The organism is Biostraticola tofi, assembly GCF_004343195.1.
In the GTDB taxonomy this organism is placed as follows: domain Bacteria; phylum Pseudomonadota; class Gammaproteobacteria; order Enterobacterales; family Enterobacteriaceae; genus Biostraticola; species Biostraticola tofi.
On record NZ_SMCR01000002.1, the window covers coordinates 570059 to 584317 of the forward strand.

11 protein-coding genes are annotated in these 14259 nt (G+C 58.3%); 7 read left to right on the plus strand and 4 right to left on the minus strand.

Annotated features, from left to right (window positions below):
• The first annotated feature begins 76 nt into the window (after window positions 1-76).
• The 4 genes from mrcB to fhuB all read left to right on the plus strand — a co-directional run bounded on the left by mrcB (window position 77) and on the right by fhuB (window position 6564).
• The gene (mrcB, locus tag EDC52_RS06790; RefSeq protein ID WP_131864560.1) at window positions 77-2623 is read left to right on the plus strand and encodes a bifunctional glycosyl transferase/transpeptidase; all 2547 of its coding nucleotides are present in this window, start codon (window positions 77-79) and stop codon (window positions 2621-2623) included.
• Between the two features lie 196 nt (window positions 2624-2819).
• The gene (gene fhuC / locus EDC52_RS06795; protein ID WP_131864561.1) at window positions 2820-3617 is read left to right on the plus strand and encodes a Fe3+-hydroxamate ABC transporter ATP-binding protein FhuC; all 798 of its coding nucleotides are present in this window, start codon (window positions 2820-2822) and stop codon (window positions 3615-3617) included.
• Entirely contained in the window at window positions 3617-4522 is a 906-nt protein-coding gene (gene fhuD / locus EDC52_RS06800; protein WP_131864562.1) for a Fe(3+)-hydroxamate ABC transporter substrate-binding protein FhuD, read from the plus strand. The genes fhuC and fhuD overlap by 1 nt, the downstream gene beginning before the upstream one ends.
• Window positions 4523-4566: 44 nt before the next feature.
• Complete coding sequence (fhuB, locus tag EDC52_RS06805) at window positions 4567-6564, plus strand: Fe(3+)-hydroxamate ABC transporter permease FhuB (RefSeq protein WP_131864694.1); 1998 nt, start codon at window positions 4567-4569, stop codon at window positions 6562-6564.
• An 80-nt stretch (window positions 6565-6644) separates the two neighbouring features.
• Here the strand turns inward: fhuB and hemL are convergent, their stop codons facing one another.
• Window positions 6645-7934, minus strand: coding sequence for a glutamate-1-semialdehyde 2,1-aminomutase (hemL, locus tag EDC52_RS06810; protein WP_131864563.1), 1290 nt, complete (start codon window positions 7932-7934; stop codon window positions 6645-6647).
• Window positions 7935-8203: 269 nt separating this feature from the next.
• Here hemL and erpA point away from each other — a divergent pair, with 269 nt between their 5' ends.
• Window positions 8204-8548: an iron-sulfur cluster insertion protein ErpA gene (erpA, locus tag EDC52_RS06815; RefSeq protein ID WP_131864564.1), complete on the plus strand. Its 345-nt coding sequence runs from the start codon at window positions 8204-8206 to the stop codon at window positions 8546-8548.
• A 74-nt stretch (window positions 8549-8622) separates the two neighbouring features.
• Here the strand turns inward: erpA and EDC52_RS06820 are convergent, their stop codons facing one another.
• From EDC52_RS06820 to mtnN, 3 genes are read right to left on the minus strand one after another with little or no spacing between them, the layout of a single operon-like run.
• Entirely contained in the window at window positions 8623-9258 is a 636-nt protein-coding gene (locus EDC52_RS06820) for a TRIC cation channel family protein (RefSeq protein WP_131864565.1), read from the minus strand.
• Between the two features lie 2 nt (window positions 9259-9260).
• Window positions 9261-10100: a vitamin B12 ABC transporter substrate-binding protein BtuF gene (gene btuF / locus EDC52_RS06825; protein ID WP_131864566.1), complete on the minus strand. Its 840-nt coding sequence runs from the start codon at window positions 10098-10100 to the stop codon at window positions 9261-9263.
• Entirely contained in the window at window positions 10100-10801 is a 702-nt protein-coding gene (gene mtnN / locus EDC52_RS06830; protein WP_131864567.1) for a 5'-methylthioadenosine/S-adenosylhomocysteine nucleosidase, read from the minus strand. Before mtnN ends, btuF begins: the two co-directional genes overlap by 1 nt.
• Before the next feature lie 176 nt (window positions 10802-10977).
• On the opposite strand from mtnN, the gene dgt reads away from it, so the two are divergent.
• Together dgt and degP are read left to right on the plus strand one after the other, a co-directional pair.
• Entirely contained in the window at window positions 10978-12492 is a 1515-nt protein-coding gene (gene dgt, locus EDC52_RS06835; RefSeq protein ID WP_131864695.1) for a dGTPase, read from the plus strand.
• A gap of 154 nt (window positions 12493-12646) precedes the next feature.
• A complete protein-coding gene (degP, locus tag EDC52_RS06840) occupies window positions 12647-14227 on the plus strand; it encodes a serine endoprotease DegP (RefSeq protein ID WP_407924198.1) in 1581 nt (526 codons plus the stop codon).
• The last annotated feature ends 32 nt before the right edge of the window (window positions 14228-14259 follow it).

Sequence of the window (14259 nt, forward strand, 5' to 3'; positions counted from 1 at the left end):
GGTTTCCTGTTCCGACGTTTTCGGCAGGGGACCAGAGTGGACGGCGCAGCCGTCAGCAGTATGGAGAATCACAACGATGTCTGGGGATGACCGCGAACCTATCGGACGTCATGGAAAACCGCCGGCCCGTAAACCGACCCGCAAGCCATTCTTTGGGCGTAAAAGGCAGGATGACTATGACCGCAATAATCACGATTTTCAGGATGATGATGACTATGTTCATGAGGAGAAAGCCGTAGTGCCACGTCAAAAAGGAAGCGCTCGCCCGCCGCGCAAGCGCCGTCGCCTATTGGGACTGATAATCAAAGTGTTTGTGGTGCTGGTCATTTTGCTGGTGATCTACGGCTTTTACCTGGATGCCCAGGTGCGCAGCCGCATCGACGGCAAGGTATGGCAGCTGCCGGCGGCGGTATATGGCCGGATGGTCAACCTCGAACCCGGTATGGCCTACAGTCAAAGCGAAATGGTCAATTTGCTGGAGGGCATGCAGTACCGTCAGGTCACCCGCATTACCCGTCCGGGCGAGTTTACCGTTAAAGCCAATAGCATAGAGATGTTGCGCCGGCCATTCGATTTCCCGGATGGCAAAGAAGGGCAGATCCATGCCCGGCTGCTGTTCGAAAAAGATCGCTTGATGCAGATCCAGAATCAGGAAAATCAGCGCAGTTTCGGTTTCTTCCGGCTGGATCCGCGACTGATTACCATGCTTCAGTCGCCCAAAGGCGAACAGCGGCTGTTTGTCCCGCGCGCCGGCTTCCCGGATCTGCTGGTGGATACGCTGATTGCCACCGAAGACCGCCATTTTTACCAGCATGACGGTATCAGCGTCATGTCTATCGGGCGCGCATTCCTGGCCAATGTCACCGCGGGCCGCGCGGTTCAGGGCGGCAGTACGCTGACCCAGCAGCTGGTCAAGAACCTGTTCCTGACCAATGAACGCTCGCTGTGGCGCAAAATCAACGAAGCGTATATGGCGATCATCCTTGATTATCGCTACAGCAAAGATCGGATCCTTGAGCTTTACCTGAACGAGGTGTACCTGGGCCAGAGCGGCAGCGATCAGATCCGCGGTTTCCCGCTGGCCAGCCTCTATTACTTTGGTCGTCCGGTGGATGAACTCAGCCTGGATCAGCAGGCGATGCTGGTCGGCATGGTGAAAGGGGCTTCGCTCTATAACCCATGGCGCAATCCCAAACTTGCTTTGGAGCGTCGTAACCTGGTGCTGAAATTACTCCAGAACCAGCAAGTTATCGATACCGAACTTTATAATATGCTCAGCGCTCGTCCGCTCGGGGTGCAGCCCCGCGGCGGGGTGATTACGCCGCAGCCGGCGTTCATGCAGATGGTGCGCCAGGAATTGCAGGATAAGCTGGGCGATAAGGTTAACGATTTGTCCGGGGTGAAAATTTTCACCACGCTGGATCCGGTTTCCCAGGACGCCGCTGAACGCTCAGTCGAAGTCGGGGTGCCGGCACTGCGGGCCGGGCGCGGCGTGAACGATCTGGAAACCGCCATGGTTGTGGTTGATCGCTTCAGTGGCGAAGTGCGGGCGATGGTCGGCGGTTCCCAGCCACAGTTCGCCGGCTTCAACCGCGCCATCCAGGCGCGTCGCCCGGTCGGCTCGCTGGCTAAGCCGCCGACCTATCTGACCGCCTTAAGTGAACCTGACCGTTATCGCCTGAATACCTGGATTGCCGATGAGCCGATTTCACTCAAGCAGCCCAACGGCTCTGACTGGATGCCGAAAAACTATGATCGCCAGTTCCGCGGCAAAGTGATGCTGGTGGATGCCCTGGCGCAATCGCTTAACGTGCCGACGGTCAATTTGGGCATGTCGGTCGGCCTCGACAACATCACCAAGACACTGCTTAACCTGGGTATTCCCAATGAGGTGATTCATCCGATGCCTTCGATGCTGCTGGGCGCTATCAGCCTTACGCCGATGGAAGTGGCGCAGGAGTATCAGACTATCGCCGGAGGGGGTAACCGGGCGACGCTGTCGGCGGTGCGGTCGGTGATCAGTGAAGACGGCCAGGTGCTGTACCAGAGCTTCCCTCAGGCTGAACGCGTGGTACCCGCCCAGGCGGCTTATTTGACGCTATACAGCATGCAGCAGGGTGTGGCGCGCGGCACGTCCCGCTCCCTGTCAGTCAAGTTTCCTTCCTATCACCTGGCGGCCAAAACCGGCACTACCAATGATTTGCGCGACAGCTGGTTCGCCGGCGTCGATGGTAAAGAAGTGGCGGTGGTGTGGGTTGGACGCGATAACTATGGTCCGGCTAAACTGACCGGCGCCAATGGTGCGCTAACGCTTTACCGCCGCTATCTGGAAAACCAGACGCCGTTAGCCCTGGACTTGGTTCCGCCTGAAGGTATCAATCAGATGACTATCGACTATGCAGGTAATTTTATCTGCAACGGCGGCAGTAGTCTGCGAACTATTCCGGTATGGACCGAGGACCCTCAGTCCCTTTGCCAGGCCAGTGAAGTGATTCCGACCCCAGAGGCGAATCCCTTCGAGTCCCAGGGCCAGCAGCCTGCCGGTCAGCAGCCGCCGCCCAAGGAAGAGGAAGAGGATGGCAAAGGCGTTGCCGGCTGGATCAAGGACATGTTCGGTAAGTAATTCAACGGCCCCGTTAATCGGGGCCGTTTTTCCTCTTGCAGTCACTCTTCCATTACGCCTATCATTGTCGTTTTGAATAATTATCATTTACTTAATTCGGAAAACTTCAGCGGCTTTCAGGCCAGATCTGCGTCAGCATCAGTCGATCCGCTCTGATACCTGCGCCTGAACAGACCGGCGGAAGATCCTTTGACTTATGCATGATTCAACATCACTTCAGACGGCTACCTTCTCGCTGAAAGAGGTCAGTTTCGCGGTACCCGGCCGGGTGCTGCTGCATCCGCTAACTTTTGATTTTCCCGCCGGTAAGGTCTGCGGGCTGATTGGCCATAATGGCTCAGGCAAATCAACGTTGCTGAAGATTCTCGGCCGCCAGCAGGACGCCAGCAGCGGTGCGGCATTACTCAATAACAAACCGACCGGAGAATGGGACAGCAAGGCCTTTGCCCGTCAGGTGGCCTATCTGCCCCAGCAATTGCCGGCGGCCGAAGGCATGACGGTGCGCGAACTGGTCGCCCTGGGCCGCTATCCCTGGCACGGCGCCTTGGGCCGCTTCACTCCGGCCGATAGACAGCAGGTAGAGGATGCCATCGACCTGGTTGGGTTGCGTCCTTTCGCCCAACGGCTGGTGGACAGCCTGTCCGGTGGCGAGCGTCAGCGTGCCTGGCTGGCGATGACCGTCGCCCAGGACAGCCGCTGCCTGCTGCTGGATGAGCCCACCTCGGCGCTGGATATCGCTCATCAGGTCGATGTATTGGCGCTTATCAAACGCATGAGTCGGGAACGCAGCCTGACGGTGATTGCCGTGCTGCACGATATCAATATGGCCGCGCGTTATTGTGACAGTCTGGCGGCGCTACGTCAGGGGAAAATCATTGCCAGCGGCAGCCCGGATCAGTTAATGCAGAGTGAGGTGCTAGAGCAAATCTACGGTATCCCGATGGGGACTCTGCCGCACCCGAGCGGCGGCGCACCGGTGAGCTTTGTCTACTGATGAATTTACCTTTCTTGCCACCTGACCTGGTTCGCCGCCGCCTGCTGACGGCGCTGGCGCTGTCACCGCTGATGCTGGGCCTGGGCAGCCGCCAGGCGTCGGCACAGAGCGCTTACCAGCGGATTATTGCCCTGGAATGGCTGCCGGTAGAACTGCTGTATGCGCTGGGCGTAACGCCGTTGGCGGTTGCCGAGCAGGTTGACTACCGGATATGGGTGCAGCAACCGGCGCTGTCGGCGGATATTCTCGACGTGGGTAAACGTACCGAACCTAATCTGGAACTGATTACGTCCCTCAAACCTGACCTGATTCTGTACTCCCAAGGTTATGGCCCGCGTCCGGCGGTCCTGTCGTCGATTGCCCCCGCCATGAGTTTTTCGTTTTCCAGTGATAAAGGAAAACCGCTGGATATGGCACGCCTATCGCTGGCTTCGCTGGCTCAAAAATTGGGTATTCCTGACGCAGCCGGTCATCATCTGGCCGATTTTGACCGGCAGATGGATGCGCTGGTGCCGGCTTTGGCCTCTTATCGTCGTCAGCCGCTGCTGATGTTTTCCCTGTTGGACGATAGGCATGTGCTGCTGCTGGGCAATAACAGCCTGTTCCAGCAGGTGCTGGATAAACTGGCTATCGACAATGTCTGGCAGGGAGAAACCAATTTCTGGGGGTCGGCAATTGTCGGCATCGAGCGGCTGGTCACGCTGCCATCCTGCCGCGCGATTTATTTTCAACATGATGATCGCCAGCGGCTTGAGCGGGTATCCCGCACGCCTTTATGGCAGGCAATGCCGTTCATCAGAGAAAACAGCTTCCAGCAGGCGCCGGCGGTCTGGCTTTACGGCGCCACGTTTGCGGCGCTGCGTTTTGCCCGGGTGCTGGAACAACTGGAAGGGCGCTGGTCATGAGTGTGAATCTATCCCATCAATCCGGCGCTAAGACGGCCGGCTCGATGCCGTTAAAAACCCCCTCCAGAGCGCTGCCGGTGACGATGCTTACACTACTGTTGCTGGCCGCCCTGGCTCTGAGCGGCTATAACGCCGGCCAGGTGCTGCCGGCCGAACGCTGGCTGGACGCCATCAGCCAGCCGCCCGGGACCGATGTCGGCAGGATTCTGTTTTACTACAGTCTGCTGCCGCGCATGGCGGTCGCAATCCTGATTGGCGCAGGTCTGGGGCTGGTGGGGGTGCTGTTTCAGCAAGTACTGCGTAATCCTCTTGCCGAACCGGCGACGCTTGGCGTGGCTACCGGCGCCCAGCTTGGGGTGACGGTGGTCACTTTAGGCATGCTGCCGGGGGGCGAAATCAGTCAGCAGATGGCCGCCATGGCGGGCGCCATTATTGTCAGCCTGCTGGTGTTTGGTATTGCCTGGGGGCGGCGTATGTCGCCGGTGACGCTCATTCTGGCCGGGTTGGTATTAAGCCTGTACGGCAGTGCGGTCAATAACCTGCTGACGCTATTCCATTACCAGCAGTTGGAAAATCTGTTCCTGTGGAGCAGCGGCGCCCTGAATCAGCAGGACTGGCAAACGGTAGGTTTCCTGCTGCCCAGACTCGGCATTGCCCTGCTGCTGGCGCTGTTGCTGGTGCGCCCGATGATCCTGCTGGGCGTAGACGATGGGGTGGCGCGGAACCTGGGGCTGGGGCTGAATGTGGCGCGTCTGGCGGCCTTGGCGCTGGCGATTGTGTTGAGCGCGCAACTGGTCAATGCGGTGGGCATCGTCGGGTTTATCGGCCTGTTCTCGCCGCTGATTGCCAAACTACTGGGGGCCCGGCGGCTGATACACCGGTTGTTGCTGGCGCCGCTTATCGGCGCACTGTTGCTGTGGTTTGCCGACCAGGCTCTGGTGTGGCTGGCCGGTGTGTGGCGTGAAGTGCCCACCGGCGCGGCGACTGCGGTGATTGGCGCACCACTGCTGCTGTGGCTGTTGCCGCGATTACGCCATAGCGTCGCCCCCGCTACGGCGGTGAGCCCTGCCGCCGCTGAGGGCAGTTCCCGATCGCAATGGTCGCTGCTGTGGATGGCCGCCGGTCTGATACTGCTTATTGCAGTGGTGATGACTGCCCTGATGCTGGGACGTAATGGCTATGGCTGGCATTGGGCCGGCGGCAGTGAATTGAGGGGCTTGCTTCCCTGGCGCTGGCCGCGCATTCTGGCGGCCCTGAGCTCAGGCGTGATGCTGGCGATTGCCGGTACTTTGATCCAAAGGCTTACCGCCAACCCGATGGGCAGCCCGGAAGTGCTGGGTATTAGCGCCGGTGCCTCCGCCGGCATTGTGCTGATGCTGTTCCTGGTGCCTGGAGATGCCTTTGCCTGGCTGTTGCCGGCAGGCAGCCTGGGTGCGGCTATTACTCTTGGCCTGATTATTCTGGTGTCGGGACAGCGGCATTTCTCGGCCCAGCGCATGTTGTTGGCCGGCATTGCACTCAGTACGCTGTTTACCACGCTGATTACCCTGCTGATGATAAGTGGTGATCCGCGCCTGGGCAGCCTGCTGACCTGGATTTCCGGATCGACCTATGGCATCCAGGCGCCGCAGGCGGTGTTGACCGCGGTGCTGGCGCTGGTATTGATGCTGGCGGTGCCGCTGTGCCGGCGCTGGCTGACCCTACTGCCGCTCGGGGGGGCTGCCGCCCGTTCGCTGGGTCTGGGGCTGACCTTCTCCCGTCTGACCATGCTGCTGCTGGCGGCAGTGCTAACCGCCGGAGCGACGCTGGCGGTCGGACCGCTGAGCTTCGTCGGCCTGATGGCGCCGCATATGGCGCGAATGCTGGGCATGCACAAGCCGATACCACAGATGCTGCTGGCGGCGATGATCGGCGGGGTACTGATGGTGTTCGCCGACTGGTGCGGCAGAATGATTATGTTCCCTGACCAGATACCGGCGGGCTTGCTGGCGACATTTATCGGTGCGCCGTATTTTATCTATCTGCTGCGTCGGCAGTCCTGAATCTGCTGAACGCCCCCTAAAGCCGGTCGGCAGATAATCGGGGGCGGCGTCAATCAGCGACTGTGCCGCCAGTGATAACTTTATGCGTGCTGCAGTGCAGCGAAGCTGCGGCTGGCGGCGGCCACGGTATGGTCGATATCTTCTTCAGTGTGCGCCAGCGACATAAAGCCGGCTTCAAACGCCGAGGGCGCTAAATAAATCCCTTCCGCCAGCATCAGGTGGAAGAAGGTTTTGAAGCGCTCGACGTCGCAGGACATGACATCTTGATAGCAGGTAATGGTCGGTGAATCGGTAAAGAAAATTCCGAACATGCCGCCCACATGGTTCACCACCAACGGGATGCCCTGCTGCTCTGCGGCTGACAGCAGCCCCTCGGCCAGACGGTCGGTTAACGCCGTCAGTCGAGCATGTACTCCCGGACGGGCCACTTCGGTCAGGCAGGCGAAGCCGGCCGCCATGGCGATCGGGTTACCCGAAAGCGTACCGGCCTGATAAACCGGCCCGGTGGGGGCCAGGGCCGCCATCACTTCACGACGTCCGCCAAACGCGCCAACCGGCATGCCGCCACCGATGATTTTTCCCAGGCAGGTCAGGTCCGGCGTTACGCCATAATAGGCCTGCGCGCCGGCCAGGGCCACGCGAAAGCCGGTCATCACTTCATCAATGATAAGCAGAGCGCCGAACTCATCGCACAGCTTACGCAGTCCGGGCAGGAATTCCGGCAGCGGCGGCACGCAGTTCATATTGCCGGCTACCGGTTCAACAATAATAGCGGCGATGTCGGCCGGATATTGTTCAAACGCCTGACCGACGCTGGTCAGATCGTTATAGGTGCAAGTCAGCGTATGGCGGGCATAATCGGCCGGTACGCCGGGTGAGCTGGGTTGCCCGAGGGTAAGCGCGCCCGATCCGGCTTTCACCAGCAGCCCATCGGCATGGCCGTGGTAGCAGCCTTCGAATTTAATGATTTTGTCCCGGCCGGTATAACCTCGGGCCAAGCGGATAGCGCTCATAGTGGCTTCGGTGCCGGAGTTGACCATCCGTACCATGTCCATGGAAGGCACCAGACGGGTGACCAATTCGGCCATGTCCACTTCTTTGGCGGTGGGCGCGCCAAAACTCAGGCCTCGCCCCGCCGCCTCGATAACAGCTTCACGTACCACCGGATTGTTATGCCCCAGCACCATCGGCCCCCATGAACCGACATAATCAATATAGCCCTGGCCATCGGCATCATACAGGCGGGCACCGTCCGCCCGTTCGATAAACAGCGGCGTACCGCCGACACCGCTAAAGGCGCGCACCGGCGAATTGACGCCGCCGGGGATAACTTCACGCGCTTTGGCGTACAGACTTTCGGAATGACTCATTACAGGGCTCCTGGCTGAAAACAACAATGCTGATGAGTCTAGTGTAATAAACTGACCGGCAATAAGCACTGTTTGTTAGCCGATTGGCGCCGGCGTCATCGCCTGCCGGCCGGTGGGGAAATGACAAAAGATGCGGAAAGAACAGCACGCGTCGGCAAAAAAGCCTGGCGTAATGAGCAATACTTGAACGTAGCCGGTTGGTGGGGGATAATACTACTCTCTATCAGGTGATGTTTTCCGGTCCTGATAATCATGGTTGGAGTACTTAGATGAGTGAAACTGCAGCGTTACCCTTACAATTCACCGATTCAGCGGCGAGCAAAGTTAAAAATCTGATTGCGGATGAAGAAAATCCTAACCTGAAGTTACGGGTTTACATTACCGGTGGCGGTTGTAGCGGCTTTCAGTATGGCTTTACCTTCGATGATAATATCAACGAAGATGACCTGACCATTGAAAAACAGGGCGTTGCCCTGGTGGTTGACCCGATGAGCCTGCAATATCTGCTGGGCGGTTCGGTTGATTACACCGAAGGCCTGGAAGGTTCGCGCTTTATCGTCACCAATCCGAACGCCAAAACCACCTGTGGGTGTGGTTCTTCGTTCAGTATCTGAATCTGCTCTGCTCCCAGCAATGGCTTCCGGTGCGGTACGGACGCGCCGGTAACATCGGCTGGTTGTTTCATCGTTCAACGCTGTTTGCTGTCCTGGCTGGACGAGTCCAGTTCGAAGGTCGGTAATTTCAGGTGCCAGCGGATCGCCGCCAGGCGAATCGCAAGCGTCACTCCCATCCCCATTACCATTGCATCTATCGAACTGATACCAAACTGGTAAAAAGCGGTGGCGTGAACGATGCCGCCGGCAATACAGGCGGTCGCGTAGACTTCAGTTCGCAGGATCATCGGGATTTCCCGGGCCAATATGTCACGGATGATGCCGCCGCCTACGCCGGTGATGACGCCCATACAAATTGCCACCAGCGGACCGGTTCCGCTGAGGAATGCCTTGTCGACGCCGATACCGACAAATACCGACAGTCCAATGGCATCTAATACCGGCAGTATCCATTTCGGCAGTCGACGCGGATGGCGGACCACCATGATAGTCACGCAGCAGGTGACCATCGCCACCACCAGATCGGTAGGATCCCTGACCCAGAAGGCTGGGCCGTGGTTCAGCGCCATGTCGCGGATCGTTCCTCCGCCGATAGCGGTCACTACCCCCAGCACCAGCACGCCGAAAGGGTCCATGCGCAGCTTGCCGGCGAGCAAAACGCCGGAAATCGCAAATACCGCGGTGCCCAGCACATCAAGCCAGTACAGCATGTTTATTCCTCTGTCTTTTTGGCATCAAGCGTGGAACCGTCCAGTGCCGCCATGCCCTGACAAAGTTGTTCCGCCCCGTCAAGCATGCGCGGGCCGGCGCGACTGAACCAGTCCTCTTTTATCGTAATCACCGGCACCTTGAGATGAGGTGCCCAAAACTGCCGTATGGCTTCGCTTCGGTCCTGATTACCGATGGTCACAATAGCCTCTGGCTTACGCAGCAGCACCTGTTCGCGGCCAACCTGGGGCCAGGGAACTGGGCTGTGGCTGAACACATTGGTGGCACCGCACAGCGACAGTACCCGGCTTTGCAGCGTATCGCCGGCGGCGGTAAACAGCGGCTGGGTGCCAAACTGCATAAATACCCGCCTGTGGCGCAGGCCGGCATAACGCTGTTTAAGCTCGGCTTCACCTTTAAGTAACTGCCTGGCTGCCTGGTGCGCCTGTTCCGGATGGGGACTGTAACGCGCCAGGTTATCCAGCGCTCGGGCAATATCGGCGATGCTGCCCGGGTCGATATAGACTACGGGAATAGAAAACGCCGCCAGTTGTTCCATGGCCCGCTGTGGATTACCTCCTCGCCACGCCAGGATAAGATCCGGCTTAAGCGCCATGATCCGCTCAATATTCACCCCCTGCCAGGACGCAACCTGCTCAAGTTGCCGGGCCGGCGGCGGGTAATCTGACCAGGCGCTAACGGCCACCAGGACATCGCCCATCCCGGCGGCATAGGCTAATTCAGTCGTATGAGGGGCAAGACTAATGACCCGATGCGCCGCAAGAGTCGGCAGGGCCGCCGCAAGTAGCCCCAGCGCCAGCAACAGGCGGGACACCCTGCGCATTATTGCTGGCCGGCCAATTCCTGCAGCATCGCCATCACCAGGGCGGTCGATTGCCTGGCGGCTACGGTGAGAAATTCCTCAAAACTCAGGTGGGATGCCTGATCAGCAACGTCGGAAATGGCACGTACGACCACAAACGGCACGGCAAACTGATGGCAGACATGGGCAATGGCGGTCGCTTCCATTTCAACGGCGATTGCCTCGGGGAAAGTGGTGCGGATGTGGTTAAGCCGTTCGGCGCCGTTGATAAACGCATCGCCGCTGACCACCAGACCACGAACCGCATGCAGACCCAGCCGGTCTATGCATTCCTCTGCCACAACCACTAGCGAAGAGGCGGCCGGGAAGGTTGCCGGACACTGGGCCATCTGGCCGGGGGCATAGCCAAATGCGGTGACGTCTGCGTCATGGTAGAGCAGCTCATGGGAAACCACGATATCGCCCACTTTCAGCGAGGGATCCAGGCCGCCGGCGGAACCGGTATTGATCACCATGTCAGGTTTGAAGTGGTCCAGCAGCAGGGTAGTTCCCAACGCTGCCGACACCTTGCCGATACCGGATTTCAGCAGGGCGACGTCCACACCATTCAGTTTGCCGCTGTAGATTTCACAGCCCGCGCATTGCCAGGTGTGCCGATCGGAAATCTGGTCCCGCAGTAGAGTGACTTCCTCTTCCATGGCGCCGATGATGCCTACTCTCATAATTATTCCCATTACTGACTTTATAAATTGATGCCTGGAGGGTAACGAAGAAATACACAGCTTTCCAGGCGCGTATCCCTATTATGCCTGAGGCGGGGAAATAATTGCCAATGCAGTTGCGTTTAACCGGTGGTATTGGTATCACGGTAGCCAGGGAATTTATCCGAGGGAAAATGATGTCCGCCATCGACTTTAGCCAGAAAATCAGCTACCAGCGCCCTTACAGCGCCACTATCTCGGCAAAGGATGATTATGCCATCATTCGCCAGTTCGAGAGCGATCGAGGGCGGATCATCAACTCCGCCGCCATACGGCGCCTGCAGCAGAAAACCCAGGTTTTTCCCTTGGAGCGTAATGCCGCGGTGCGCTCACGCCTGACCCACTCGCTGGAAGTTCAGCAGGTCGGCCGCCATATCGCCAAAGAGGTACTCTACCGGCTCAGACGCGACAACCGACTTGGCGCCCTGGGACTGGCTCAACTGGAGGCGCCGTTTGAAAGCATTGTTGAAATGGCCTGTTTGATGCACGACATCGGTAATCCTCCCTTTGGCCACTTTGGCGAGTCAGCGATCAATAACTGGTTCAATCAGCGGCTGGACAGCGCAGGCTTGGACAGCATCACCCCGGGTAATGACCGCTGCCAGATCGAATGCCTGCGCCTGCGCGCCGGTGAGGATCAGGACAATCTGCTGCGCAGCAGGATCCGCATGGACCTTTGCCATTTCGAGGGCAATGCCCAGGCTATCCGCATGGTGCACAGCCTGCTTAAGCTTAATCTGACCTATGCCCAGGTCGGTTGCATTCTCAAGTACACCCGTCCGGCCTACTGGCAGGGAGCGATTCCGCCCGCCTTTGATTACCTGATGAAGAAACCGGGCTACTACCTGGCGGAAGAGGAGTATGTCAAAACATTGCGCCAGCAATTGTCATTGGGTGAATTTCACCGCTTTCCCCTGACCTACATAATGGAAGCCGCCGATGATATCTCCTACTGCATCGCCGACCTGGAAGATGCGGTGGAGAAGAAAATATTCACCGTCGAACAACTCTATCTGCACCTGCAGCAAGAGTGGGGCAGGGACGAAAAAAATGATCTGTTCGATCGCGTAGTCACCCAGGCCTATGACAAGATCCAGCGCAACCGGGGTCTGCGCAGCGGCGATCAATTCTTCATGTTTCTGCGGGTGAATGCGGTTGCCCGCCTGGTGCCGCACGCGGCAGATCGTTTTCTGGACAACCTGGAGCCTATCTTTAGTGGATGCTTTAACCAGGCACTGCTGGAGGACTCCAGTCCGGCATACAGGTTATTGAAAATATTCAAGAATGTGGCCTTCAAGCATGTGTTTAACCACCCGGAAGTGGAACTGCTTGAGCTGCAGGGATATCGGGTTATCAGCGGACTGCTGGAAATCTACAATCCATTAATGGAAATGCCGCAGACTGAATTCCGTTCGCTGATGGAAAACGATTATCACCGTGGCTACCCGATAGCGACCAGACTGCTCCATAAACTGCCAACCAAGCACCGTATGGCCTACACTGAGGGAATGGACAGCATCAAGACCCGACCGACCTCGCAATGGGAGATGCTGGAGTTCTATTATCGGGCGCGGCTTATCCAGGACTATATCAGCGGTATGACCGACCTCTACGCCTGGGATGAATACCGCCGTCTGATGGCGGCGGACTGACCGTCAAGCAGCATGATGAATTGTAAAGGCCGCCAATAATTTTTTACCTTTGCCGCTTTTTTGACAATGAACTTAGGGTTAATTGATAAATCTCATCATAAACCATTGCGATCGGCCAGAGTCTGGCCTGCACGATTAATCGAGATAATCACTAATGAAAAAAGCAAATCTAGTCCTGAGTGCGCTGGTATTAAGTTTAGGTTTGACGATGAATCTGCTGCCGGCCTCAGCGGCCGAAACCGCCTCCGCCGCCAGCGGCCAGCCAGCGGCAGAGCCGGCCCCCACCGGCGGTCAGCCATCGCCGGGTCAGGCACCCATGGGTGGGCAACAAACGCCGGGTCAGGCGCCGACCGGCGGTCAGCAGATGCCGACGCTGGCACCGATGCTGGAGAAAGTCATGCCTTCCGTGGTGAGCATCAGCGTTGAGGGCAGCTTGCCGGCGGCCAGTGCCGGCCCCGCCGGTATCCCCGAACAATTCCAGCAGTTTTTCGGCCAGAACTCGCCCCTGTGCCAGGATGGATCGCCTTTTCAAGCCTCACCCTTGTGCCAGGGCGGCGCAGAGGGAGGGGACGGTACTGAGGGTTCCGATGGCGGTGATGATAGCGCCCAGAACGCACCCGCTCGCCAGCAGTTTCAGGCCCTGGGTGCCGGGGTGGTCATCGACGCCGCCAAAGGCTATGTGGTCACCAACAACCACGTGGTCAATGACGCCACAAAAATCCAGGTCCAGCTCGGCGATGGCCGCCGCTTTGACGCAACCGTCATCGGCAAAGATCCGCGTTCCGATATCGCGCTGGTACAGTTAAAAGACTTCAAAAACCTGACCGCCATCAAAATGGCCGACTCCGACCAGTTACGGGTAGGCGATTATACCGTGGCGATCGGCAACCCCTACGGCCTGGGCGAAACCGCCACCTCAGGCATCGTATCAGCCCTGGGGCGCAGCGGACTGAATATCGAAAATTACGAAAACTTCATCCAGACCGATGCGGCCATCAACCGCGGCAATTCGGGCGGCGCCCTGGTGAACCTTAATGGCGAACTCATCGGCATCAATACTGCCATCCTCGCCCCCGGCGGCGGCAATATCGGCATTGGCTTCGCCATCCCCAGCAACATGGTAAAAAACCTGACTACGCAAATGGTGGCTTACGGTCAAGTACGCCGCGGTGAAATTGGCATCCTCGGTGCGGAGCTCACCTCCGACCTGGCAAAAGCCATGAAAGTCGATGCTCAACGCGGGGCCTTCGTCAGTCAGGTATTGCCGAACTCCGCTGCAGCCAAGGCCGGCGTCAAAGCAGGTGACGTTATCGTCACCATGAACGGAAAAGCCATCTCCAGCTTTGCCGCCTTCCGGGCAGAAGTCAGTTCCCAGCCGGTCGGAACCAAAATGGTGCTCGGCCTGCTGCGCGAAGGCAAACCGGTCAATGTCACCGTTACCCTGGAACAAAGCACCCAATCCCAGCTCGACTCCGCCGCCGTCTATATCGGTATCGAAGGCGCTGAACTCAGCAACACCGAAACCGGCAGCGAAAAAGGCGTCAAGGTCGACAACGTCAAAGCCGGCAGTAAGGCCGAACGCATCGGCCTGAAAAAAGGCGACATCATCCTCGGACTCAACCAGCAGCCGGTACAAAATATCGCCGAGCTGCGCAAAGTCCTGGACAGCAAACCCGCTGTCCTGGCGCTCAACATCAAGCGCGGAGACGCCAGCCTCTACTTGCTGGCCCAGTAAATACTGCGTGCCCGACATAGCCCGGCGTCTTA

Excerpts from the sequence above, each read along its gene's own strand:
- mtnN (WP_131864567.1), bottom strand. The coding sequence starts at position 10,801 with ATGAGAGTAGGCATCATCGGCGCCATGGAAGAGGAAGTCACTCTACTG.
- mrcB (WP_131864560.1), top strand. The coding sequence starts at position 77 with ATGTCTGGGGATGACCGCGAACCTATCGGACGTCATGGAAAACCGCCG.
- degP (WP_407924198.1), top strand. The coding sequence starts at position 12,647 with ATGAAAAAAGCAAATCTAGTCCTGAGTGCGCTGGTATTAAGTTTAGGT.
- dgt (WP_131864695.1), top strand. The coding sequence starts at position 10,978 with ATGTCCGCCATCGACTTTAGCCAGAAAATCAGCTACCAGCGCCCTTAC.
- EDC52_RS06820 (WP_131864565.1), bottom strand. The coding sequence starts at position 9,258 with ATGCTGTACTGGCTTGATGTGCTGGGCACCGCGGTATTTGCGATTTCC.
- fhuD (WP_131864562.1), top strand. The coding sequence starts at position 3,617 with ATGAATTTACCTTTCTTGCCACCTGACCTGGTTCGCCGCCGCCTGCTG.
- hemL (WP_131864563.1), bottom strand. The coding sequence starts at position 7,934 with ATGAGTCATTCCGAAAGTCTGTACGCCAAAGCGCGTGAAGTTATCCCC.
- btuF (WP_131864566.1), bottom strand. The coding sequence starts at position 10,100 with ATGCGCAGGGTGTCCCGCCTGTTGCTGGCGCTGGGGCTACTTGCGGCG.
- erpA (WP_131864564.1), top strand. The coding sequence starts at position 8,204 with ATGAGTGAAACTGCAGCGTTACCCTTACAATTCACCGATTCAGCGGCG.
- fhuB (WP_131864694.1), top strand. The coding sequence starts at position 4,567 with ATGCCGTTAAAAACCCCCTCCAGAGCGCTGCCGGTGACGATGCTTACA.
- fhuC (WP_131864561.1), top strand. The coding sequence starts at position 2,820 with ATGCATGATTCAACATCACTTCAGACGGCTACCTTCTCGCTGAAAGAG.